The following is a 22,513-nucleotide window of genomic DNA, read 5'->3' as shown; positions in this document are numbered from 1 at the left end:
CGGGGCGCCTTTGTAGTTATTGATCCAGGAAGGACCGCAGTTTTCTTGACCGGCTGGGATGCTTCAGCTTGCGCAGCGCTTTCGCCTCGATCTGGCGAATCCGTTCGCGCGTCACGCTGAACTGCTGGCCAACCTCCTCCAGCGTGTGGTCCGTGTTCATACCAATGCCAAAGCGCATCCGCAGAACGCGTTCCTCACGCGGGGTAAGCGAAGCCAGAACCCGGGTGGTCGTTTCCTTGAGGTTTTCCTGAATGGCGCTGTCCAGCGGCAGCACGGCATTCTTGTCCTCGATGAAATCGCCCAACTGGCTGTCTTCCTCGTCACCGATCGGCGTCTCGAGGCTGATCGGTTCCTTGGCGATCTTCATCACCTTGCGAACCTTTTCCAGCGGCATCTGCAGCTTTTCGGCCAATTCTTCCGGCGTCGGCTCGCGACCGATCTCGTGCAGCATCTGACGACCGGTCCGAACCAGCTTGTTGATCGTTTCGATCATGTGAACCGGAATACGGATGGTCCGGGCCTGGTCCGCGATGGAACGCGTGATCGCCTGACGGATCCACCATGTCGCATAAGTCGAGAACTTGTAGCCGCGACGGTATTCGAACTTGTCGACCGCCTTCATCAGGCCGATATTCCCTTCCTGAATAAGATCAAGGAATTGCAGGCCACGGTTCGTGTACTTCTTGGCAATCGAGATCACCAGGCGCAGGTTGGCCTCGACCATTTCCTTCTTTGCCTGACGGGCCTCTTTCTCGCCCTTTTGAACCTGCTGAACGATGCGGCGGAATTCGCTGATGTCCAGACCGACATATTGCCCGACCTGAGCCATATCGTTGCGCAGTTCCTCGACCTTGTCGGTCGAGCGTTCGATGAACATCTGCCAGCCCCGGCCCGGCTTTTCGGCCATCTCGGCCAACCAGTTCGGATCCAGTTCGCGACCACGGTACTCATCAATAAACTCACGGCGGTTGATACGCGCCTGGTCCGCCAGTTTCACCATCGAGCTGTCCAGCGACATGACGCGGCGGTTGATGCCGTAAAGCTGGTCGATCAGCGCATCGATCCGGTTGTTGTGCAGGTGCAGACCATTCACAAGCTCTACGATCTCGGCCCGTAACTTCTGGTAGGTCTCTTCATCCTTGGCGGTGAAAGATCTATCTTCATTCAAAGTTGCAGAAATACGGCTGTCCTGCATTTCGGACAGCATCGCGAAATCAGACGAAATCCGCTCGAGCGTGGTCAGAACCTGCTCTTTAAGCGCTGTCTCCATCGCGGCCAGCGACATGTTGGCCTGTTCGTCTTCATCGTCGTCGTCGTCGGTGGCGATTGGGTTGCCATCCGCATCCAGCTCGGGCCCGGTGTCCTTGGCGGGTTTGGCGGCCTGAACCGCTGACGTGTCCACCACCGGTTCCTCGACATCGCCTTCTTCGTCCATCTGATTGCCGAACGTGGTTTCCAGATCGATGACGTCGCGCAGCAGAATGTCTTCGGACAAAAGTTCGTCATGCCAGATGGTGATGGCCTGGAAGGTCAACGGGCTTTCGCACAGACCAGCAATCATCGTGTTGCGGCCGGCTTCGATCCGCTTGGCGATTGCAATCTCACCTTCCCGGCTCAGCAGTTCGACGCTGCCCATCTCGCGCAGATACATGCGCACGGGGTCGTCGGTGCGATCCAGTTTCTCGGTCGCGGCACCCGAAAGCGCAACCTCACGGTTGCTTTCCGTTGTGGTTAGCTCGGTCGAACCTTTGTTCTCTTCTTCTTCGGCCTCTTCATCTTCGATGATGTTGATGCCCATTTCGGACAGCATCGACATAACGTCTTCGATCTGCTCCGAACTGACCTGATCAGGCGGCAATACCTGATTGAGCTGGTCGTAGGTGATGTAGCCTTTTTCGCGGGCCTCGGCGATCATCTTCTTGACCTGGGCCTGGCTCATGTCCAGCGAGATTTCCTGTTCCTGCTCGTCTGATTTGCGATCTTCGGACGTGTCTTTGGCGGCCATTCAATGCTCCTGCAGGGATGGGTGATTCGTTTGAACCGAATCATTAGCGCGTAGAAGTGATTCGGCCACCCGTTTACCCGTTTTTCTTTTCCAGTGCCTTACGAAAACATCACTTTAGCGGCGTTTCCGTTCGAATTTGATGCCGGACATGATGGCCTCGAACGCGTCTTTCTCGTCTCGGTTGATCCGCGCGCCGTTGTCGGCGATGTCAAAAACGGCCCTGTCCTCATTCTGGCTGCGGCTTGTACGGTTGCGCTCTTCGGCGGCTTGCGCCAGCCGATAGGTCAGCGCCTCATCTGCCAGTTCGGACAGTTCCTCCGCAGCTTCGGCAATCTCGGCATCCAACCCCCGGAGCGCTTTGATTTTTGCGAGTTCCTCGGCCAGCGTCATCTCGGCCTTTTCCACGTCGCCCGGTTTGTGCACGCAGGGGATGACTGCGACATGGCGAAGGGCCAGAAGGTTTTCAAGGGGTTCGGCCCCCAAAATTCCCACTATGTGATCTTTCAGATTGTCCGGGTCATCAATTGCGTGGCGCAGGATGACCTCGCGCAGCGCCGAGTGGTCTGGATCGTGGCAGTCCATTTCTTCCAACTGGTGTTCGAACTGCACGACAACCTTGGGGTTCAGAATGGCGATGGCCAGAATGACCGCTTCGCGCATCTGGATATCTGCATTCTCGGACGAGGCCAGAAACGAGGCGCGCGCGCCCGGCGAAGCAGGCTGTTTTTGTGGCTTCCAATTGCCGCCCGGCTGCCATTGGCGGTTTTGCGGTTGGCGTTGCGGACGGAAAAGCTGCCAGCACAGGTCTTTGACTTCCCGTTCATAATGAGAGCGTATTGATGCATCTCGGATCAACGCCGTCCTGTCCTTCAGAGCACGCTCCAAAGCCGCTCTACGCTCCGGGCTGTCGAAAACCTTACCCTCGGTCTCACGCTGCCACAGCAGCTTGACCATGGGTATGGCGCCTTCCAACACGGTCTGCACAGCCGCAGGCCCTTCGGCGCGCAAAAGATCGTCGGGGTCTTTGCCTTGGGGCATCAGTGCAAAGCGCAGAGATTTGCCGGCTTCCAGAAGCGGCAAAGCCAGATCAACGGCCCGCATCGCCGCCCGCAGGCCTGCCGTGTCGCCATCCAATGCAATGATCGGTTCATCCGAAATACGCCACAGCAGCTGCAGCTGGTGTTCGGTAATTGCGGTTCCCAGCGGCGCAACCGCCGCCTCAAAACCAGCCTCGGCCAGGGCGATCACATCCATGTAGCCTTCGGCCACGATCAGCGGCTGCCCCTTCCCGGCCGCCTGTCGTGCGGGGCCTTGATTGTAAAGGCTTCGGCCTTTGTCGAACAACTCCGTCTCGGGCGAGTTCAGGTACTTCGCGTTGTCATTGGGGTCCATCGCGCGGCCACCAAATGCAATGCAGCGCCCGCGCGGATCACGGATCGGGTACATGATCCGGTTGCGGAATGTGTCATAGGGCTTCTTGCTCTTGTTCGAGGGTTTGGCAAGCCCGGCCCCGAGGATCAGATCCTCGGCCACTTTCTTGCCCCGCAGATGATCCCACAGCGCTTGCCAGCCATCCGGGGCAAAGCCGATTTCCCACCGGTCCAACGCCTGTTCGTTAAGCCCGCGACGCGCCAGATACTCCCGCGCAGCCCCACCTGCCCCGGTCTTGAGTTGCAGGCGAAAAAACTGGGCGGCCTGCTCCATCACATCAGCCAGTTGCGCGCGGCGATCCTGTTTTTCCTGTGCTTTCGGGTCGCGTTGCGGCATGGGCATACCCGCCTCACGCGCCAGAATCTCGACTGCTTCGATGAACGAGACATTCTCGGTCTCTTTCACAAAGCTGATCGCGTCGCCTTTGGCGTGGCATCCGAAGCAGTAGTAGAACCCCTTCTGGTCATCGACATGGAACGATGCCGTCTTTTCATGGTGAAACGGGCATGGCGCCCACATGTCGCCCTTGCCCTGATTGGACTTGCGCTGATCCCACATGACTTTGCGTCCGACGACCTGAGACAGGCTTAGCCGGGTGCGCAATTCATCCAGGAAACCGGGGGGCAATGACATGTGTCGAACCTGCCAGAAATGAAAACGCGCGCCAAGGGGATGGCGCGCTTATCCACAAGGAATTGAGCCAGCTGTGGATTATTGCTGTAGACACAGCTCGAGCCAGGCCGCGCCCAGATCCTTTTTGCGAACGTCGCGCATCTTTTGCTCATACACCCAGGGGGTGATCAACGGAATCGCGGCATTGTAGTTTTCGGGCCAGGTCGGGCCGCTGTCAGCGACCGCCTTCGCGACATCGCGTTCCTTGACGCGATCCAGGCGGGCGTTCTGAATAGCGGCCACCACGTCGGCCTGATACTTGCAGCTTTGTTCTTTGGTCTCAGCCGCGGCCAGAGGCGTTGCCAAAAGAATGGCGGCGATGGCGATGCGCAACATTGAAAGTCCCCCGGGATTCGTTTCACTCGCGGCAACTTACCTGTGCGCCATTGCGCCCGCCACAACCGATTTCCCGAATTCGTTGAAATGATCGGAGGCGACCCGGGTTACCTTGCACCCGGATCGCCTTACTGAATCAAAGGCCCTTGGCCCGATAGCTTTTGGCAACTCTGTCGATGGCGACGATATATGCCGCAGTCCGCAGGTCTTCGACATCATCGCGGCTGTGCCAGACCTCGCGCATCGACTGATAGGCGATACGCATCGTGTCATCCAGACCCGAGCGGACCAGTTCCAGTTCGTCCGCGCCCCTGAGGTACTTGGACTTGAAGTTCGGGGACATTGACCACGCATCGCCCAGATATCTGTCCAGCCGCTCAAGTTCGCTGACAATCAGTTCGTGGCGGGCTTCCTCCTGACGGCGCTGCATCCGTCCAAACCGGATATGGCTCAGGTTCTTGACCCATTCGAAATACGAAACGGTCACACCGCCCGCGTTGGCATACATGTCCGGAATGATAACGACGCCCTTTTTCCGAAGGATATCGTCCGCACCGGCAGTCACCGGACCATTCGCGGCCTCGATAATCAACGGCGCCTTGATCCTTTCTGCGTTGGAAAGGTTGATGACACCTTCCAGTGCCGCCGGGATCAGAATGTCACATTCGGCCTCAAGGACGGCAGCGCCCTCTGCGGTATGCGCCGCATCCGGATAGCCGCTGACGCCGCCATGTTTCACAATCCAGTTCCGCACCGATTCAACGTCGATGCCATCCGGATTGTGCAGGGCACCGTCCCGCTCAATGATCCCGATAACGCGCGCGCCATCTTCCTCGCTCAGGAACTTTGCGGCGTGATAGCCCACGTTTCCAAGCCCCTGAACGATCACGCGCTTGCCATCCAGACTTCCGGACAAGCCGGCCTTCTCGATGTCGTCCGGGTGCCGGAAGAATTCACGCAGCGCATACTGAATTCCGCGACCGGTTGCCTCGACGCGCCCCGCGATACCACCCGCGTTGAGAGGCTTGCCCGTCACACAAGCACGCGCATTGATATCCGTCGTATTCATGCGCGCGTATTGGTCGGCCATCCAGGCCATCTCACGCTCGCCGGTTCCCATGTCCGGGGCGGGCACGTTCTGCGATGGGTTGATCAGGTCGCGTTTTGCCAGTTCATAGGCAAACCGTCGGGTGATCTGTTCCAGTTCGTGTTCCTCATACTGACGCGGGTCAATACACAAGCCGCCTTTGGAGCCCCCGAACGGCGTCTCTACCAGCGCGCACTTGTACGTCATCAAGGCAGCCAGCGCCTCGACCTCGTCCTGATTGACTTCCATGGCATAGCGAATACCGCCTTTGACCGGCTCCATGTGTTCGGAATGGACCGACCTGTATCCGGTAAATGTATGGATATCACCGCGCAGGCGCACACCGAAACGGACGGTATATGTGGCGTTGCACACCCGGATCTTCTCTTCAAGTCCCGGCGGCAGATCCATCAGGGACGCGGCCCTGTTGAACATCAGGTCAACACTTTTACGAAAGCTCGGTTCAATAATGCCGGTCATAAATTCCTCCGTACCGGAAACTGACATATGTCACGACTTTTTGTCGCACCCTTCATGGAAAGCCGCAACGCCCAACTGCACTTTTTTAATAAGAATGCCCTCAAGGCGTATGCGCAACTGTTACTGAGTCGTTTGGTTTGGCCGAGTTGCAGGAGATTGTCGCCAAAACACAAACAGACCCTTTGGCATACCTATATTATCCTCACTTGAGTGGCGAAAAGGTCAAAACCAGGCTTTTTTTGCCCAATTGACGCCATGTTTCAAAGCTAGCTTTAACCCAATTTTATTTTCCTATGTCGCACACGTTATGTGCGAAGCGGAGGCATCAAAATGAAAAAGTTCTCGCTTATTGCCGGTAGCATTTTGCAGAAACGCAAACCTTCCACGTTGCGGCAGTTCGTCGAAAATGAAGACGGTACATTTTCATATTTTGTGCTGTTTGTTTTTTTGGGAATGTTGGCCGCAGCGGGTGTCGGCGTCGATTTAATGAACCATGAACGCGACAGAGCCAAACTACAGGCCACTCTGGACCGCGCCGTTCTCGCCGCAGCCGATTTGGATCAGAAAGAAAGCCCGAAGACCGTTGTTGAGTCCTATCTCGACAAGGCAGGGCTTTTGGAAAATCTCAAGACCGTCGACGTACAAGACAGTTTTGGTACGCGAAGAGTTTATGCGACGGCCGAAGCAGTGATACCGACAAATTTCATGGCCCTGTCAGGTATCAAAACTTTGACCGCGACCGCAGCCAGCGCCGCTGAAGAATCAATCGGAGCCGTTGAAATTTCGCTGGTTCTCGATATTTCGGGTTCAATGTCCGAAAATTCGGCCACCCCGGGGATCAGCAAAATCGATGTTCTGAAAGAAGCAGCATCTGATTTCGTTAAACTGATGCTCGACAAACCAGGTGAAAGCCAGATATCGATCTCGCTTATACCCTATGCGACGCAGGTTAATGCGGGCGCTTCCCTGCTGGACCAATTCACGAATGTCACGCAGGAGCATAGCTATTCGCACTGCGTGAATTTTATCCCTGAGCAATACAGTGATTCCGATCTCCTGCGGGGTGACAGGCTGGAACGGACAGCGCATTTTGACCCGTTCACTTATTCTGAGGGTTCGATCACTCTGCCTGTTTGCCCTGTCCGCGCCGGCAGCGCGATCACACCTGTCACGGATGACCTGGGCAAATTGCTTGACCAGATCGCACTTCTTTCACCCGGCGGAAACACGTCGATTGATGTTGGAATGAAATGGGGCGTTGCGCTTCTTGATCCCGGCATGAGCGGTATTGTCTCCGATCTGTCCCTTGAAACGGATGCGGCATATGCGCCGAAGACAATAGTCCCTTCCAAGTTTGCGAATCGTCCGACAAACTATGACTCGGACGTTCTGAAAATTGTGATCGTTATGACCGATGGAAAGAACACCGATCAGTACATGCTGAATCCGTCACTGAGGGAAGGTATGTCGGACGTATGGTACAACCCCGAAGCAGAAGAATACACCGTTTATCACTCGCAGGGACAGCCGAACTTTTTCTGGCCTCAGCAAGACCAGTGGGCAGACCATCCGTTCGGCAACCCTGAGCCGGAAACTGCCGACAACGAAGAGGTAGGTACGGCTTTCCGCCTGACATACCCGCAACTGTTCAACCGTGTGTCTTTGGCTTGGAACGCCAATTACAACTACTACTGGCAGTCCAGTGCCTGGGCTGAGTGGTACTCTGCAGCGTTCTCCAAAGTAGAAACCGCTGCCAAGAACCAGCACACCAAACACATCTGTGACGCAGCAAAAGACGAGGGCATTATCGTATATGGTATCGCCTTCGAAGCACCAAGAAGTGGCTATCGGGTTCTTCGGGACTGCGCTAGCTCGCACAGCCATGTCTACGACGTGAGCGGACTGTCGCTTGAAGACGCCTTTTCTTCGATCGCATCATCGATCCGCAAACTGAGGTTGACACAATGACTCAGAGTATTTTGCCGCTGATGCACCGGTTATTTGGGTCTGAAGATGGAAACGCCACGATTGAATTCGCTATTATCTTTCCGGCGTTCATGTTTTTCATCCTAGCAGGCGCAGAACTGACATTATTGACGACACAACAGGGTATGTTGGAACGTGCTGTTGACCAGACCGTTCGCGACATTCGACTTGGAACAGGGAATAATCCGCAGCACGACGAACTAAAAGACACCATTTGTTCACGGGCTCAGTTCATCAAAAACTGCTCCTCCAACCTTCGGCTAGAGATGATCCGTCAGAGTGCCTTCAACGGGGTCGTGCTGTCCGATACACCTGACTGCACGGACAACTCCGAACAGGTAGATCCTGTTCTGAACTTCACCAATGGTCAATCCAATGAATTGATGATCCTGCGGGCATGCGCGCGGATTGATCCGGTGTTTCCGACCTCGACAATCGGCAAAACCCTCGTGGATGAAACCGGTCAATATGCGCTAACGGCTACGACAGCCTTCGTACAGGAACCTTTGTAAGATGACGTCGATCATGACAAAAATGGCAAAGTGTCTGAAATCGTTTCGGCGGGATGAACGTGGTATTATTACCGTAGAGGCCATCATGGTCTTTCCCCTACTGTTCTGGACGGTATCGATGACCTTCGTCGCGTTCGAAGGCTTCCGTCAAAGCGCGTCAAATCTGAAGGCCGCATTTACCGTAAGCGATCTTATCTCTCGTGAAACTCAAACTATTACAGATGTTTACATAGATTCTCTGCACGAATTGATGGAGAAGATGGTCAACAATAATTCGCAAATGAATTTGCGTGTTTCGCTGATTGTTTTCGATGAAGAAGATGATCGCCACTATGTGCGGTGGTCGTCGACTCGCGGCTATGACGTCAAGTGGACAGATGACAGCATTCACGAAATTCGGTCCCAGCTTCCGCCGATGCCCAACCAAGACACTTTGATTCTGGTTGAAACGTCAAATGAATATGTTCCGATTTTTTACACGGGATTTAAATTCGCAACCGGAGTTACTTTCGAAAACTTTGTCTTTACTCGCCCGCGTTTCACCAACGAAATTGCGGCCTCGGTCTAGGTCAATCCATTTCAGCCAGAAGCGCGGACAACATTTCGGACATGAACTTGGTCTCGGCGGCGGCAGTCATGCCGCCGACTCCCACGCGATGACCCAATCGCCACCAAAGGCCGGGCGCCCAGGTGTTTTTTCCCTTGCCGGTCGTGCGAACAAGAAACCCGTTTGATGGTTTGAAGGCAAACACGCCGCGATCAACAGTTTCAATATCTTCGACATTGGCAATGACCTGCCCCGCTCCGGTGCGCAACTCAGCTCGAGTCAGTTCGATACGGTCTGTTGTGGCATGCCACATGCGATGTGCCAGCCAGAACGCCCCGCCCGCGATCACGAAAAGGAAAACCTGCCATCCCAAAGCAGGTGGTGCCGCTAAGGCGACGTAAAGTACAATTGCGCCAACTGTGCCCAGCATTCCTACACCTGCCCATCGTCTGGGTGATGATGCCTGAACTGTTGCCAGCACTTCGTCCTGCATGGGGCCCTCTTTGTTTGCCTCGACTTCCCTTACCTGCTTTGCGAAATAATGGACAGGGGGTCCCGACCTGCGCGGCGTCGCACAATCCGCGCGCGTTTTTGTCAATTGACCGCGCAGGCGCACACATTACATGATTGTCATGTAAATCAGGAGGCAAAAATGTCCCTCAGGCCTACTTTGGAAACCAGACAATCCGTTCCAACACGGGAAGGCGCCGGTGTGCATTTGCATCGTGCCTTCGGGTTTCAGGACCCGTCCGAACTCGACCCATTTCTACTTTTCGACGATTTCAGGAATGAGAACCCGCAAGACTATGAAGCAGGGTTTCCGTGGCATCCGCATCGTGGAATTGAGACCATTACTTATGTTCTGTCCGGGACCGTTGAACACTCGGATTCACTGGGCAACACCGGAACGCTTGGCGCCGGTGACGTGCAATGGATGACGGCAGGTTCGGGGATATTGCATCAGGAAATGCCACATGGAAACACCAGTGGTCAGATGCACGGCTTTCAGTTGTGGGGGAACCTGCCTTCTGACCAGAAGATGACTGCACCCCGGTATCAGGACGTTCAAAGCCGGGAAATCCCCGAGATCACGGATGATGACGGCACCACGGTTCGTGTGATCGTGGGTACGTTCTGGGGGAAAACCGGCCCTGTCGACGGCATTGCGGCTGATCCGCAATACCTGGATATCCGCATCCCGGCAGGCGTCAAAAAAACTTTTCCCATAGACACTTATCGCCGGGCCTTCGCTTATGTTTTCGATGGTCAGGCCGCGTTTGCCGACGCGTCACAACCCACCGGCGTTCTGCTGGAAAAAGAGGTGGCGGGGCAAGAGGTCAACATTCGCGACATGTCAGGCAACCGGACGCTGGTCCGCTTTGGGTCTGGCGACGAAATTACGGTACAGGCGGGGCCGCAAGGAGTTCGGTTCCTGCTGATCTCCGGTGCGCCGATCAACGAACCGGTCGCCTGGCATGGGCCAATCGTCATGAACACCCGGGCCGAGCTGAAACAAGCCTTTGAAGAGCTTCGAAACGGAACCTTCATCCGGCCAGCCCACTAAGGACGGGCGGGCAGATCACGTCGCAACGGCGCGACATACCATGTCCCAGTAGATCTGCTCGACCTGATCCAGTGACAACCTCCCGCCTGCCCGATACCAGGTCATCACACCATTCAGCATTGCGATCACAGCAAAGCTTGCGATCCTGGTGTCGGGTACTTTGAACAGGCCGGCGACATGACCGTCACGCAGAATACCTTCCAGTGAATCCTCGTACCTGCGGCGCAGATCTTCGATTTCCGTGAAATTCTCGGGCGTCAGGTTTCGCAACTCCATATACGCTATGAACACCTCGTCCGGGCGTTCCAGGTGAAAGCGAATGTGAAATCCGACAAAGCGGCGCAAGGCATCGCGTGGATCTTCGGATTTGTCCTGTGCCTCATATGCCGACAGAAGCTCCTGCATATGGTCGCGCATCAGACGGAAAAGCAGACTTTGCTTGTCTGGGGTGTAGTTATACAAAGCACCGGCCTGCACACCGACCTCGGACGCGATCTGGCGCATTGAAACCGCCGCATACCCATGTCGGGCGAACAGAGCCAACGCTGCCTTGCGGATCCGCGGGCCGGTTATGTCAGAGTGTGAACCTTGGGTACGAGCCATAGGCCGACAGTATCTGAACGTTTGTTCAAATAGAACCCCGCTTGAACCGAACGGGCAAAAGGTGCATCACAATGGCGACTGCAACAACAACCGGCTTGTCATGAAACCCGTGCCCCTGCTGTTTTTGATGCTTGTCTGCGCCGCATGCGCGGACATTCCTGAACTGGAAGGCAGCGAGTCGCCAACCGTGCGCAAGTCCACGTTTCCCCGCTTGATCCCACTGAGCGAAGCGTTGGGCCCACCGGTTGATCCCGTAAGCGAAGCGGCCGAGGTCGAAGAGGACCTGAATGCGCGTGCCGAAGCGCTGGCGAATAAAGCGCAGGCACTTCAGAACGCAGAAATCGACTGATTGCCGGATTTCATTGGCCGCGCTGTCCTCTGACGCATTGCACCGTCCCCATGAACCCGCTAAGGCAGCGCCTGACGGATGAAAAATCCAGACTGGCGAATACGAGCGGAAAGGAATCCACCGAATGACACAGGCGCTGCGGCTGGGAATTGCTGGCTTGGGGACCGTCGGCGTGGGTGTGATTCGGATCGTCCGCAAACATGCGGATCTGTTGCAAGCCCGGACCGGTAGGCCAATTGAAATCGTGGCCGTTTCCGCCCGGGACTCCGGCAAGGATCGCGGTGTCAACCTGTCCGACTACGCTTGGGAAAGTGATCCCGTCGCGCTGGCCCGCCGAGACGACATTGACGTTTATGTCGAGCTTATGGGGGGCGAAAACGGCCCGGCTCTGGCTTCGGTCGAGGCGGCGCTGGAAACCGGTAAAGACGTGGTAACCGCCAACAAGGCGCTGCTGGCCGTCCATGGTCAGAAACTGGCGGAGCAGGCCGAAGCTGCAGGCCGTGTCATCCGGTTCGAGGCGGCCGTCGCGGGTGGCATCCCTGTGATCAAGTCCCTGACCGAAGGGCTTGCCGGGAACGACATCACCCGTGTCATGGGCGTGATGAACGGAACCTGCAATTACATTCTGACCCGGATGCAGTCCCAGGAATTGGGATACAATGCGCTGTTCGAAGAATGCGCCCAACTGGGGTATTTGGAAGCTGACCCTAACCTGGATGTGGGTGGCATTGACGCGGCCCATAAACTGGCGCTTCTGTCCTCGATTGCCTTTGGAACCAAGCCGAATTTCGACGGGATCGAGATCGAGGGTATTCAGCATATCAGCCTGGATGACATTCATCAGGCGGACGACATGGGATACCGGATCAAGTTGCTGGGCGTGGCACAGCGTACCCGGCGCGGGCTGGAACAGCGCATGCAGCCCTGCCTGGTGCCAAGCGGCTCACCTCTGGGGCAACTGGAAGGCGGCACCAACATGGTGGTGATCGAGGGTGACTCGATCGAGCAAGTTGTTCTGCGCGGTCCCGGTGCCGGTGAAGGCCCAACTGCCAGTGCTGTCATGGGTGACGTTTGTGATCTGGCCCGTGGATTTCATATTCCGACATTCGGCCGACCGGCCTCGACGCTGCAAGAGGCTACGCCTGCGCGAACCGGATTGCCCGCGCCCTATTACCTTCGCCTTGCCCTATTGGACAAACCCGGTGCGCTGGCGAAAGTTGCGGCCATTCTGGGTGATGCCGGAGTGTCAATCGACCGGATGCGCCAGTATGCCCATTCTGAAAACACGGCACCCGTCCTGATTGTAACTCACAAGACCACGCGCGCGACACTTGATGTGGCGCTGGAGGGGTTCAGGTCCACTGACGTGGTTTCGGGGGAACCTGTCGCGCTGCGCGTCGAAGAGGTTTGACCCTTGCGGCCTGTGCCAGACGCAGGCTATGCCGGACAGAACGCCTTTATTGACCCAAGGATACCGACACATGAACGCTGCCAAGACCGATTTCAACGACCGAATGCTTTCTTTGGGCCTTGCCCGTGTGGCTGAACAGGCCGCGCTTGCATCCGCCTCGCTTGTCGGACGAGGCGATGAGAAGGCTGCCGATCAGGCCGCCGTCAACGCAATGCGTGAGCAGTTGAATCTGTTGGACATCGCAGGTGTCGTCGTGATCGGCGAAGGTGAGCGTGACGAAGCGCCGATGCTTTTTATCGGCGAAGAAGTCGGCACTGGAAACGGCCCCGGCGTCGACATTGCGCTGGACCCGCTTGAGGGCACGACCCTGACCGCCAAGGACATGCCCAACGCGCTGACCGTGATCGCAATGGGCCCGCGCGGGTCGATGCTGCATGCCCCGGACGTATACATGGATAAGCTGGCCATTGGCCCAGGGTTCCCGGAAGGCGTCGTCAATCTGGACATGAGCCCGCGGGAACGCGTCGAAGCGCTGGCAAAGGCCAAAGGCTGTGATCCGGCGGACATCACCGTCTGCATTCTGGAGCGCCCGCGTCATGAGGCCATGATTGCCGAAGTTCGTGATACCGGAGCCTCGATCCGGCTGATCACTGACGGTGATGTGGCCGGTGTCATGCACTGCGCAGAAAGCGAAGAAACCGGCATCGATATGTATATGGGCCAGGGCGGCGCACCCGAGGGCGTTCTGGCAGCAGCTGCGCTGAAATGCATGGGCGGGCAGATCTTTGGCCGCCTGCTGTTCCGCAACGATGACGAGCGCGGCCGCGCCGCCAAGGCAGGTATTACCGATTTGGATCGCGTCTATGCGAGGGACGAAATGGTGACGGCGGACGTGATTTTTGCTGCGACCGGCGTAACCGGCGGCTCGCTGCTGCCGCGTATCAAACGCGAGCCGGGCTGGGTTGAAACGACCACTTTGCTGATGCGGTCGAAAACCGGTTCGGTGCGGCGTATGTCCTATCGCACACCGATGTGGCCACATAGCGACGCATAGCGGCTTGCGCCGCTGCCTCCGGCGGGAGTATTTGTAAAAAGATGAAGAGGCCGGATCCGCGAGGGTCCGGCCTTGGCGCATAAGGGGCATGGGATGAGCTTTCTTGGGGTCGAGCAGTCATTGACCGGACGCCGCTGGATCGGACCTACGCCGGACATCGAGCGGGCAACAGAAATGCTGGTGCAGCAGGCCGGGTTGCCCCGCGCTGTCTGTCAGGTGCTGGCACGGCGCGGCGTGCCAGCGATGGAAGCAGCAGGATTTCTTGAGCCCAAGCTGAAAGAACTGCTGCCGGACCCGCGTTCGATGCTGGATATGGAGAAGGCAGCAACGCGGTTCTTACAGGCCGTCAGGGCGCGGCAACGGATCGCCGTGTTCGCGGATTACGATGTGGACGGCGGAAGTTCGGCCGCATTGTTGCTGGTCTGGTTGCGACAGATGGGGATCAGCGCCACGCTTTATGTCCCGGACCGCATCGACGAAGGCTATGGGCCAAATGTTCCTGCCATGCAGACGCTGGCTGCTGAACACGACCTGATCATTTGTGTCGATTGCGGAACGCTGAGCCATGAGCCCATCGCGGCAGCCAACGGCGCGGATGTGATCGTTCTGGACCACCACCTTGGCGGAGAGACCCTGCCCGACTGCGCCGCGATCGTGAACCCGAACCGGCAGGATGAAAGTGGCGATCTGGGGTATCTTTGCGCGGCGGGTGTCGTTTTCCTGATGCTGGTCGAGGCCGGGCGGCAATTGCGCGACGCCGGTATCAAAGGTCCGGACCTGATGTCGATGCTGGATCTGGTCGCCCTGGCGACGGTTGCGGATGTAGCACCTTTGATCGGTGCCAACCGGGCCCTTGTTCGTCAGGGACTCAAGGTCATGGCCAGACGTCAACGCCCCGGGCTTGTTGCACTGTCGGATGTGTCCCGCATGGACGCGGCGCCCAATTCCTATCATCTTGGTTTTCTGCTGGGGCCTCGTGTCAACGCCGGTGGTCGCATTGGTCAGGCCGATCTGGGTGCCCGCCTGCTGAGCACGGAATCGACAGCTGAAGCCGAGGCTTTGGCGCAGCGGTTGGATGAGTTGAACACCGAACGGCGTGATATTGAAAACGCGGTGCGTGCCGCTGCGCTTGATCAGGCGGAAGAACGCGGTCTGGATGCGCCGCTGGTCTGGGCAGCGGGTGAAGGCTGGCACCCCGGCGTCGTGGGTATCGTTGCCTCTCGCCTTAAGGAAATGGCGAACCGCCCTGCCATTGTCATCGGCTTTGACGGGGATGAGGGCAAAGGGTCTGGTCGATCCATATCGGGCATCGATCTGGGTGCTTCGATCCAGAAGCTTGCCGCCGAGGGTCTGCTGGTCAAGGGCGGTGGCCACAAGATGGCGGCGGGTCTGACGGTCATGCGCGATAAACTGGACGCGGCGATGGAACGGTTGAGTGAATTGCTGGCCAAACAGGGGGCCGGTCAGGGCGGCCCGGCGGATCTGAAGCTGGACGGTGCGTTGATGCCCGGAGCGGCCTCGGTCGAGCTGATCGAACAGATCGAAAAGGCCGGTCCGTTCGGCGCCAGCGCCCCTGCTCCGCGTTATGCCCTGCCTGAGCTTCAGGTGCGGTTTGCCAAACGCGTTGGCGAGACGCACCTCAAGCTTTCATTGTCCGATGGGTTGAACGGCGGCCTGGACGCCATTGCATTTGGTGCGTTCGACGGCCCCATGGGCGAGAAGCTGTTGAATCACGGAGGAGCCCGCTTACATTTCGCGGGCCGACTTGAGGTCAACACATGGGGCGGACGTCAAAACGTTCAGCTTCGGCTTGAGGATGCTGCCGAGGTAAATTGAAGGCTGTTTCCTGACCCTGAAAGCACCGCCAAAAAAGTTTCACATCCCTGCGTTTTTCGGCTTGCGGGGGTGGGACGTAAACCGTAAAAGGCCCTCCACAAGCCAGCGTGGCCCGTTCGTCTATCGGTTAGGACGCCAGGTTTTCAACCTGGAAAGAGGGGTTCGATTCCCCTACGGGCTGCCACTTGTGCTTGACTGGACCAAGTGGCCCGTTCGTCTATCGGTTAGGACGCCAGGTTTTCAACCTGGAAAGAGGGGTTCGATTCCCCTACGGGCTGCCATTTGCACTTTCCTAAATCAAAGTTTCAGAACCAAATATCTGGCGCCTGGTCGCTGGTTTACTTGAGGTTAGGTCAGTTGTTCTCCGGACTTTGAGTGCTCTTTCCCGATTCCGGCGAAGTCAGCAATCCTTGCCGTGACCCCTCCCGAATTCCTCTTTCAATATAATAAAAACAACGAGTTACGCATCTGCAATTTCATTTACTAAAAAATTAGTTTGACAGGCGCGCGAAAAATCGCTGATGGTATCTGACATCCGGTTCCCACCGGAGAACCATAAATTTTTGGGAGGAGACAGATGCGGAGACATCTACTTTCCGCAGTGGCGGCGGCTGCCGTCATTGCGGGGCACGGTCCTGCTTGGGCCGACGAAGCCGCAGCACAACGCTGGATCGACGACGAATTCCAGCCATCGACCCTGTCGAAAGACGAACAGATGGCTGAAATGCAGTGGTTCATCGAAGCTGCACAGCCTTACGCGGGCATGGAAATCAACGTCCTGTCTGAAGGCATCCCCACTCACTCGTATGAATCCGAGGTTCTGACCAAGGCGTTCGAAGAGATCACCGGCATCAAGGTCAATCACCAGATCCTTGGTGAAGGCGAAGTGGTTCAGGCCGTTCAGACTCAGATGCAGACCGGCCGGAACCTCTATGACGGCTACGTCAACGACAGTGACCTGATCGGCACCCATTCCCGCTTGCAACTGGCCTATCCGCTGACCGACATGATGGGCGGCGACTGGGCGGCGACAACCTCGCCGACGCTGGATCTGGATGACTTCATGGGCATTCAGTTTACCACCGGTCCGGATGGCAAGCTGTATCAGCTGCCCGACCAGCAGTTCGCGAACCTTTATTGGTTCCGCAAAGACTGGTTCGACGATGAAGCCAACAAGGCTGCGTTCAAGGAAAAGTACGGCTATGACCTGGGTGTTCCGGTCAACTGGTCGGCCTACGAAGACATCGCCGAATTCTTCACCAACGACGTAAAAGAAGTCGATGGCGTCGCGATCTACGGCCACATGGACTACGGCAAACGCGCGCCTGACTTGGGCTGGCGTATGACAGACGCCTGGCTGTCGATGGCGGGCGCAGGCGACGTCGGTGAGCCCAACGGTATTCCGGTCGACGAATGGGGCATCCGCATGGAAGCGGGCACCTGTAACCCAGTTGGCGCTTCGGTGTCGCGCGGTGGTGCTGCCAACGGTCCGGCTGCGGTCTACGCGATCCGCAAATGGGACGAATGGCTGCGCAACTATGCGCCTCCGGGTGCGGCGTCCTATGACTTCTACCAGTCGCTGCCGGCGCTGAGCCAGGGCAACGTGGCCCAGCAGATCTTCTGGTACACCGCCTTCACCGCCGACATGGTGAAACCGAAGTCCGAAGGCAACAACACGGTGGATGACGAAGGCACACCGCTGTGGCGGATGGCGCCCAGCCCGCATGGCCCCTACTGGGAAGAAGGCCAGAAGGTTGGGTATCAGGACGTGGGTTCCTGGACTTTCCTGAAGTCGACCCCCGAGGATCGTGCTCAGGCAGCGTGGCTCTATGCCCAGTTCGTGACCTCCAAGACTGTCGATGTGAAGAAGTCCCATGTGGGTCTGACTTTCATCCGCGACAGCTCGGTTAACCACGAGTCGTTCACCGAGCGCGCACCCAAGCTGGGTGGTTTGGTCGAGTTCTACCGCTCGCCTGACCGTGTGGCATGGTCGCCGACCGGCATCAACGTTCCGGATTATCCGAAGCTGGCCCAGATCTGGTGGCAGCAAATCGGTGACGTGAACTCGGGCGCCTTCACCCCACAAGAGGCGATGGACCGTCTGGCTGAAGAGATGGACATCACCATGGCCCGTATGCAGGCCGCGGATGAAAGCGCCGGTGTCTACGGTGGCTGCGGCCCGCGCTTGAACGAGCCGCAGGATGCGTCCTTCTGGCTGGAAAAAGCGGGTTCGCCCAAGGCCAAGCTGGAGAACGAAAAGCCGCAGGGCCAGACCGTCAACTATGACGAACTGGTTAAGCGCTGGCAGTCCCAGTAACAGCAACATCGTAGGTCGGGCTCAAGCCCGGCCTACCCTAAAATGCCCCGCGAGTTTCCCAGATGATCGAACTTCAACATGCCACCAAACGGGTCGGCAACGTCATCCATATCAAATCCACAAACCTGACCCTTCATACAGGCCACTTCAATGTACTGTTGGGTGCAACCGGCTCGGGCAAGACCTCTCTGATCAAGATGATGGCCGGGCTGGACCCGATCGCCTCGGGCAGGGTCCTGATGGATGGGCAGGATGTCACGCGACTGAATACACAGAAACGTCAGATCAGCCTGGTGCACCAGTTCTTCGTGAACTATCCGCATATGACCGTTTTCGACAACATCGCCTCGCCGCTGCGCGTGGCGGGTATGGCGAAAAGCGAAATCGAAGGCCGCGTTGAAGAAGCGGCCGACCTGCTGCAGCTGCGCCCGATGCTGCACCGCCGCCCACATGAGTTGTCGGGTGGACAACAACAACGGACCGCACTGGCGCGTGCCATTGCGAAAGAAAGCCGCGCCGTCTTCCTCGACGAACCGCTGGCAAACCTGGACTACAAGTTGCGCGAAGAATTGCGCGAGCAGCTGCCCGACCTGTTTGCAGGGCGCGGTGCGGTCGTGGTCTATGCCACCTCGGAACCCGAAGAGGCGTTGCTGCTGGGCGGCTACACCGCCCTGATGGAAGACGGCCGCGTGACCCAGTTTGGGCCGACCGCCGACATCTATCGCAACCCGGAAAACATCGCCGCGGCGCGTGTCTTCTCGGACCCGCCGATCAATGTGGCGCGCATTTCGGTTTCCGGTGCCCAGGCACATCTGGCGGGCGGTGGCGGCTGGCCGGTCACTGACATTGCCGACGGAGATTACATGGTCGCCGTGCGCCCGCACCGTGTGACCCCGTTCCGCACCACAGACGCGGATGTGGAACTGACCGGGCGCGTGATCGTGACAGAGCTGTCGGGCTCGGATTCCAGCGCGCATTTCCAACATGGGAACGACGCTTGGGTTTCGCTGGCCGCCGGTGTGCACCCTTATCGGGTGGGCGAGGATCACAGTTTCTACATGAACCCGGCCCATTGCCGGTATTTCGGCCAAGACGGCAAAAGGGTAGCCTGACATGGCACAGATCAAACTTTCAAACCTTCGACACAGCTATATGCCCGCGCCGAAAGGCCCGGAAGACTATGCGCTGAAGGAAATTGACGTGACATGGCGCGATGGCGGAGCCTACGCGCTGCTCGGTCCGTCAGGCTGCGGCAAGTCTACGTTGCTGAACATTATCTCGGGCCTTCTGACGCCGTCCGAGGGGCAGATTTTGTTCGACGACCGCGACGTGACCGCCCTGCCCCCTGATCAGCGCAACATCGCGCAGGTGTTCCAGTTCCCGGTGATCTACGACACGATGACCGTGGGAGAGAACCTGGCCTTCCCTCTGAAGAATCGGGGCGTCGATGCCGCCACGATTAAGCGACGCGTCGATGAGATTGCCGAAATGCTGGACGTCACGAATATGCTCGGCACCAAGGCCTCAGGCCTGAGCCCGGACAACAAGCAGAAGATTTCGATGGGCCGCGGGCTGGTTCGCGACGACGTGAATGCGGTGATGTTCGACGAGCCCCTGACCGTGATCGATCCGCATCTGAAATGGAAGCTGCGGTCAAAGCTGAAAGAACTGCACCAGCGCGTCAAAGCGACGATGATCTACGTGACTCACGACCAGACCGAGGCGCTGACTTTCGCCGATGAGGTCGTAGTGATGCAGGAAGGCGAAGTGGTTCAGATCGGTACCCCGGTTGAACTGTTCGAGCGTCCTCAGCACACATTCGTCGGCCACTTCATTGGCTCACCCGGCATGAATGTCCTGCCCTGCGAGGCGAAAGGCGACCGAGCTATCTTTGAAGGCCACGAGGTTATGCTGGAAGGCCCAACTCATGGTGATGGGGGCCGCACCGATCTGGGTATCCGGCCCGAGTATGTTGGCTTTGGCGACACCGGCATTCCCGCGCACGTAACGAAAGTCGCCGACATCGGCCGTCACTATGTGATCAGTGCGATGGTCGGCAATACTGCCCTAAAGGCGGTGACCGAACATAGTGTGCCCGAACCCGGGTCACAGGTTTTCCTGCAATTCAAACCCGAACAATCCCGCGTCTATCGCGACGGCTGGATCGCAACTCAGGAGCGGGCGCAATGAGAACGGAAAATCAAAAGGCTTGGTTCTTTGTCCTTCCGGTGCTGGCGCTGGTCGCGTTCAACGCGCTGGTTCCGATGATGACGGTGGTCAACTACTCGGTGCAGGAAACATTCGGCAACAACCAGTTCTTCTGGGAAGGCCTTGGTTGGTTTGAACAAATCCTGCGGTCCGACCGGTTTCAGGCCGCGCTTGGACGGCAATTCCTGTTCACCGCGCTGATCCTGCTGATCGAGGTTCCGCTGGGCATCATCGTGGCCCTGTCGATGCCACGCAAGGGGTTCTGGGTGCCGGTCTGCCTGGTGCTGATGGCCCTTCCGATGCTGATCCCTTGGAACGTGGTCGGGTCGATGTGGAACATCTTCACCCTGCCAAAGATCGGTCTGCTGGGGTATTTTCTGAATGACGTTCTGGGCATCAACTATGACATGACGCAACAGCCGCTATCGGCCTGGATCACTGTCATCGTCATGGATGTCTGGCACTGGACCTCGCTGGTGGTTCTGCTGTGCTACGCGGGTTTGGTGTCGATCCCGGACGCCTACTATCAAGCTGCGAAGATCGACGGCGCCAGCCCCTGGTCTGTGTTCCGTTATATCCAGCTGCCCAAGATGAAAACCGTCCTGACCATCGCCGTGCTGCTGCGCTTCATGGACAGTTTCAACATCTACACCGAACCGTTCGTTCTGACTGGTGGCGGCCCCGGCAACTCAACCACCCTGCTGTCGATCGACCTTGTGAAAATCGCGCTGGGACAGTTCGACCTTGGCCCTGCGGCCGCGATGAGCCTGATCTATTTCGCCATCACGCTACTGGTCTCTTGGGTCTTCTACACTCTGATGACAAAGGATGACGCGCAATGAAGAAGCGGTCCATCATCCCGATCCTTTATATCGCGTTCCTGATGCTGCCGATCTACTGGCTGGTGGCAATGTCCTTCAAGACCACGAACGAGATCCTGTCGGGCTTTTCCCTGTTTCCCCAGACCTTTACGCTGGAGAATTACATCACCATCTTCACCGATCCGACATGGTACTGGGGCTACATCAACTCGATCACTTATGTGACTCTGAACACAGTGCTTTCGGTCTGCGTTGCCCTGCCAGCCGCTTATGCTTTTTCGCGCTATCGCTTTCTGGGCGACAAGCAGTTGTTTTTCTGGCTGCTGACCAACCGGATGGCACCGGCTGCGGTCTTTGCGCTGCCGTTCTTCCAGCTCTACTCCTCGATCGGTCTGTTCGATACGCACCTGGCCGTGGCGCTGGCGCATACGCTATTCAACGTGCCGCTGGCCGTGTGGATTCTGGAAGGGTTCATGCGCGGCATCCCGAAAGAGCTGGATGAGACCGCTTATGTCGACGGCTATTCCTTCCCGCGCTTTTTCGTCACGATCTTTCTGCCCAACATCAAGGCAGGCGTGGGCGTTGCTGCGTTCTTCTGCTTCATGTTCTCGTGGGTTGAAATGCTGCTGGCCAAGACCCTGACTGCGGTCGAGGCCAAACCCATCGCCGCCGTGATGACGCGCACTGCCTCAAGTGCCGGGTATGAACTGGGCCTGCTGGCGGCAGCCGGGACGCTTACAATCATCCCCGGTGCCATCGTCATCTGGTTTGTCCGCAACTACATCGCGCGCGGTTTCGCGATGGGTCGTGTGTGAGGTTCGATATGCGTAAACTTCTTCTCACCCTTCCCTTCCTGCCGTCGTCGGCCCTTGCACAGGCGCAAGCCGGTTGGGGCAATGTCGGCCAGCAAGAGGAAAAAGGGTTCTCGTGGACTGACCCCTTGTGGCCCGACTTCTGGATGGCCTGGACCCCAGCCACGCTGGCCGTGTTCGTCGGCATCTTCTCGGCCATTGCACTGATTGGCCTGCTGGAAGGGTTCAAATTCCGGGACGGCATCGAACGGCGCGGCGTGCTGGGGCTGACCACCACGCTGGGCGACAGGCTGTTTATTACCCTGCTGGGCTCGGCCTATATCTTCCTTGCCTGGCTGGGCCTGGTGGGTCAGCCCGTCTGGACACCACTTTTCCTGTCCGTCGGATGGGGCATTTTCGTCTTCTGGAAAGTTTAAGCTTTGCGAAACAGCGAAAGGATGCTTGTCTGTCAGGCATACTAATAAATGCGACACGAAAGACCG

General features: G+C 57.6%; 20 protein-coding genes and 2 tRNA genes. 16 read left to right on the top strand and 6 right to left on the bottom strand.

Annotated features, from left to right (window positions below; all coding sequences use genetic code 11):
* Positions 1–16: 16 nt before the first annotated feature.
* From rpoD to ACR0CG_RS16555, 4 genes are all read right to left on the bottom strand, one after another.
* Positions 17–2,005, bottom strand: coding sequence for an RNA polymerase sigma factor RpoD (gene rpoD, locus ACR0CG_RS16570; protein ID WP_480526343.1), 1,989 nt, complete (start codon positions 2,003–2,005; stop codon positions 17–19).
* Between the two features lie 114 nt (positions 2,006–2,119).
* The gene (gene dnaG, locus ACR0CG_RS16565) at positions 2,120–4,069 is read right to left on the bottom strand and encodes a DNA primase (protein WP_480526341.1); all 1,950 of its coding nucleotides are present in this window, start codon (positions 4,067–4,069) and stop codon (positions 2,120–2,122) included.
* 78 nt (positions 4,070–4,147) lie between these two features.
* Entirely contained in the window at positions 4,148–4,444 is a 297-nt protein-coding gene (locus ACR0CG_RS16560) for a hypothetical protein (RefSeq protein WP_170616618.1), read from the bottom strand.
* A gap of 136 nt (positions 4,445–4,580) precedes the next feature.
* On the bottom strand, positions 4,581–6,011 hold the full coding sequence (locus tag ACR0CG_RS16555) for a Glu/Leu/Phe/Val family dehydrogenase (RefSeq protein WP_170806083.1): 1,431 nt from the start codon (positions 6,009–6,011) through the stop codon (positions 4,581–4,583).
* A gap of 330 nt (positions 6,012–6,341) precedes the next feature.
* On the opposite strand from ACR0CG_RS16555, the gene ACR0CG_RS16550 reads away from it, so the two are divergent.
* Genes ACR0CG_RS16550 through ACR0CG_RS16540 form a run of 3 tightly spaced genes read left to right on the top strand, consistent with a single transcriptional unit; the run spans position 6,342 to position 9,077 of the window.
* A complete protein-coding gene (locus ACR0CG_RS16550) occupies positions 6,342–7,979 on the top strand; it encodes a Tad domain-containing protein (RefSeq protein WP_480526338.1) in 1,638 nt (545 codons plus the stop codon).
* Positions 7,976–8,509 carry a TadE/TadG family type IV pilus assembly protein gene (locus tag ACR0CG_RS16545; protein WP_480526336.1) on the top strand — a complete coding sequence of 178 codons (534 nt, stop codon included), beginning with the start codon at positions 7,976–7,978 and terminating at the stop codon, positions 8,507–8,509. Before ACR0CG_RS16550 ends, ACR0CG_RS16545 begins: the two co-directional genes overlap by 4 nt.
* 13 nt (positions 8,510–8,522) lie before the next feature.
* Complete coding sequence (locus tag ACR0CG_RS16540) at positions 8,523–9,077, top strand: pilus assembly protein (RefSeq protein WP_170616626.1); 555 nt, start codon at positions 8,523–8,525, stop codon at positions 9,075–9,077.
* A 1-nt stretch (position 9,078) separates the two neighbouring features.
* On the opposite strand, the gene ACR0CG_RS16535 is transcribed toward ACR0CG_RS16540, so the two are convergent.
* Complete coding sequence (locus tag ACR0CG_RS16535) at positions 9,079–9,549, bottom strand: hypothetical protein (protein WP_480526334.1); 471 nt, start codon at positions 9,547–9,549, stop codon at positions 9,079–9,081.
* A 159-nt stretch (positions 9,550–9,708) separates the two neighbouring features.
* On the opposite strand from ACR0CG_RS16535, the gene ACR0CG_RS16530 reads away from it, so the two are divergent.
* Positions 9,709–10,620: a pirin family protein gene (locus ACR0CG_RS16530; RefSeq protein ID WP_170806078.1), complete on the top strand. Its 912-nt coding sequence runs from the start codon at positions 9,709–9,711 to the stop codon at positions 10,618–10,620.
* A gap of 15 nt (positions 10,621–10,635) precedes the next feature.
* On the opposite strand, the gene ACR0CG_RS16525 is transcribed toward ACR0CG_RS16530, so the two are convergent.
* Positions 10,636–11,223 carry a TetR/AcrR family transcriptional regulator gene (locus ACR0CG_RS16525; RefSeq protein WP_170616632.1) on the bottom strand — a complete coding sequence of 196 codons (588 nt, stop codon included), beginning with the start codon at positions 11,221–11,223 and terminating at the stop codon, positions 10,636–10,638.
* 100 nt (positions 11,224–11,323) lie between these two features.
* On the opposite strand from ACR0CG_RS16525, the gene ACR0CG_RS16520 reads away from it, so the two are divergent.
* The 12 genes from ACR0CG_RS16520 to ACR0CG_RS16465 all read left to right on the top strand — a co-directional run bounded on the left by ACR0CG_RS16520 (position 11,324) and on the right by ACR0CG_RS16465 (position 22,447).
* Positions 11,324–11,572, top strand: coding sequence for a hypothetical protein (locus ACR0CG_RS16520; RefSeq protein WP_480526332.1), 249 nt, complete (start codon positions 11,324–11,326; stop codon positions 11,570–11,572).
* Between the two features lie 124 nt (positions 11,573–11,696).
* A complete protein-coding gene (locus tag ACR0CG_RS16515; RefSeq protein ID WP_480526330.1) occupies positions 11,697–12,983 on the top strand; it encodes a homoserine dehydrogenase in 1,287 nt (428 codons plus the stop codon).
* A gap of 70 nt (positions 12,984–13,053) precedes the next feature.
* Positions 13,054–14,037, top strand: coding sequence for a class II fructose-bisphosphatase (gene glpX / locus ACR0CG_RS16510; protein ID WP_170616638.1), 984 nt, complete (start codon positions 13,054–13,056; stop codon positions 14,035–14,037).
* Between the two features lie 93 nt (positions 14,038–14,130).
* Positions 14,131–15,873: a single-stranded-DNA-specific exonuclease RecJ gene (recJ, locus tag ACR0CG_RS16505; RefSeq protein ID WP_480526328.1), complete on the top strand. Its 1,743-nt coding sequence runs from the start codon at positions 14,131–14,133 to the stop codon at positions 15,871–15,873.
* A 109-nt stretch (positions 15,874–15,982) separates the two neighbouring features.
* A tRNA-Glu gene (locus tag ACR0CG_RS16500) sits at positions 15,983–16,057 on the top strand.
* Positions 16,058–16,079: 22 nt separating this feature from the next.
* Positions 16,080–16,154: transfer RNA gene (locus ACR0CG_RS16495), tRNA-Glu, on the top strand.
* Between the two features lie 296 nt (positions 16,155–16,450).
* Positions 16,451–18,190, top strand: coding sequence for an ABC transporter substrate-binding protein (locus ACR0CG_RS16490; protein WP_170806074.1), 1,740 nt, complete (start codon positions 16,451–16,453; stop codon positions 18,188–18,190).
* A 62-nt stretch (positions 18,191–18,252) separates the two neighbouring features.
* A complete protein-coding gene (locus ACR0CG_RS16485; protein WP_480526326.1) occupies positions 18,253–19,302 on the top strand; it encodes an ABC transporter ATP-binding protein in 1,050 nt (349 codons plus the stop codon).
* Between the two features lies 1 nt (position 19,303).
* On the top strand, positions 19,304–20,380 hold the full coding sequence (locus ACR0CG_RS16480) for an ABC transporter ATP-binding protein (protein ID WP_480526325.1): 1,077 nt from the start codon (positions 19,304–19,306) through the stop codon (positions 20,378–20,380).
* The gene (locus tag ACR0CG_RS16475) at positions 20,377–21,240 is read left to right on the top strand and encodes a carbohydrate ABC transporter permease (RefSeq protein WP_170677640.1); all 864 of its coding nucleotides are present in this window, start codon (positions 20,377–20,379) and stop codon (positions 21,238–21,240) included. The genes ACR0CG_RS16480 and ACR0CG_RS16475 overlap by 4 nt, the downstream gene beginning before the upstream one ends.
* Positions 21,237–22,034, top strand: coding sequence for a carbohydrate ABC transporter permease (locus tag ACR0CG_RS16470; RefSeq protein WP_170616650.1), 798 nt, complete (start codon positions 21,237–21,239; stop codon positions 22,032–22,034). The genes ACR0CG_RS16475 and ACR0CG_RS16470 overlap by 4 nt, the downstream gene beginning before the upstream one ends.
* A gap of 143 nt (positions 22,035–22,177) precedes the next feature.
* Entirely contained in the window at positions 22,178–22,447 is a 270-nt protein-coding gene (locus tag ACR0CG_RS16465) for a DUF2160 domain-containing protein (RefSeq protein ID WP_480491731.1), read from the top strand.
* Positions 22,448–22,513 lie beyond the last annotated feature (66 nt).

The organism is Ruegeria sp. AB8 (assembly GCF_056542605.1).
This window is presented reverse-complemented; position numbering and strand designations above follow the sequence as displayed.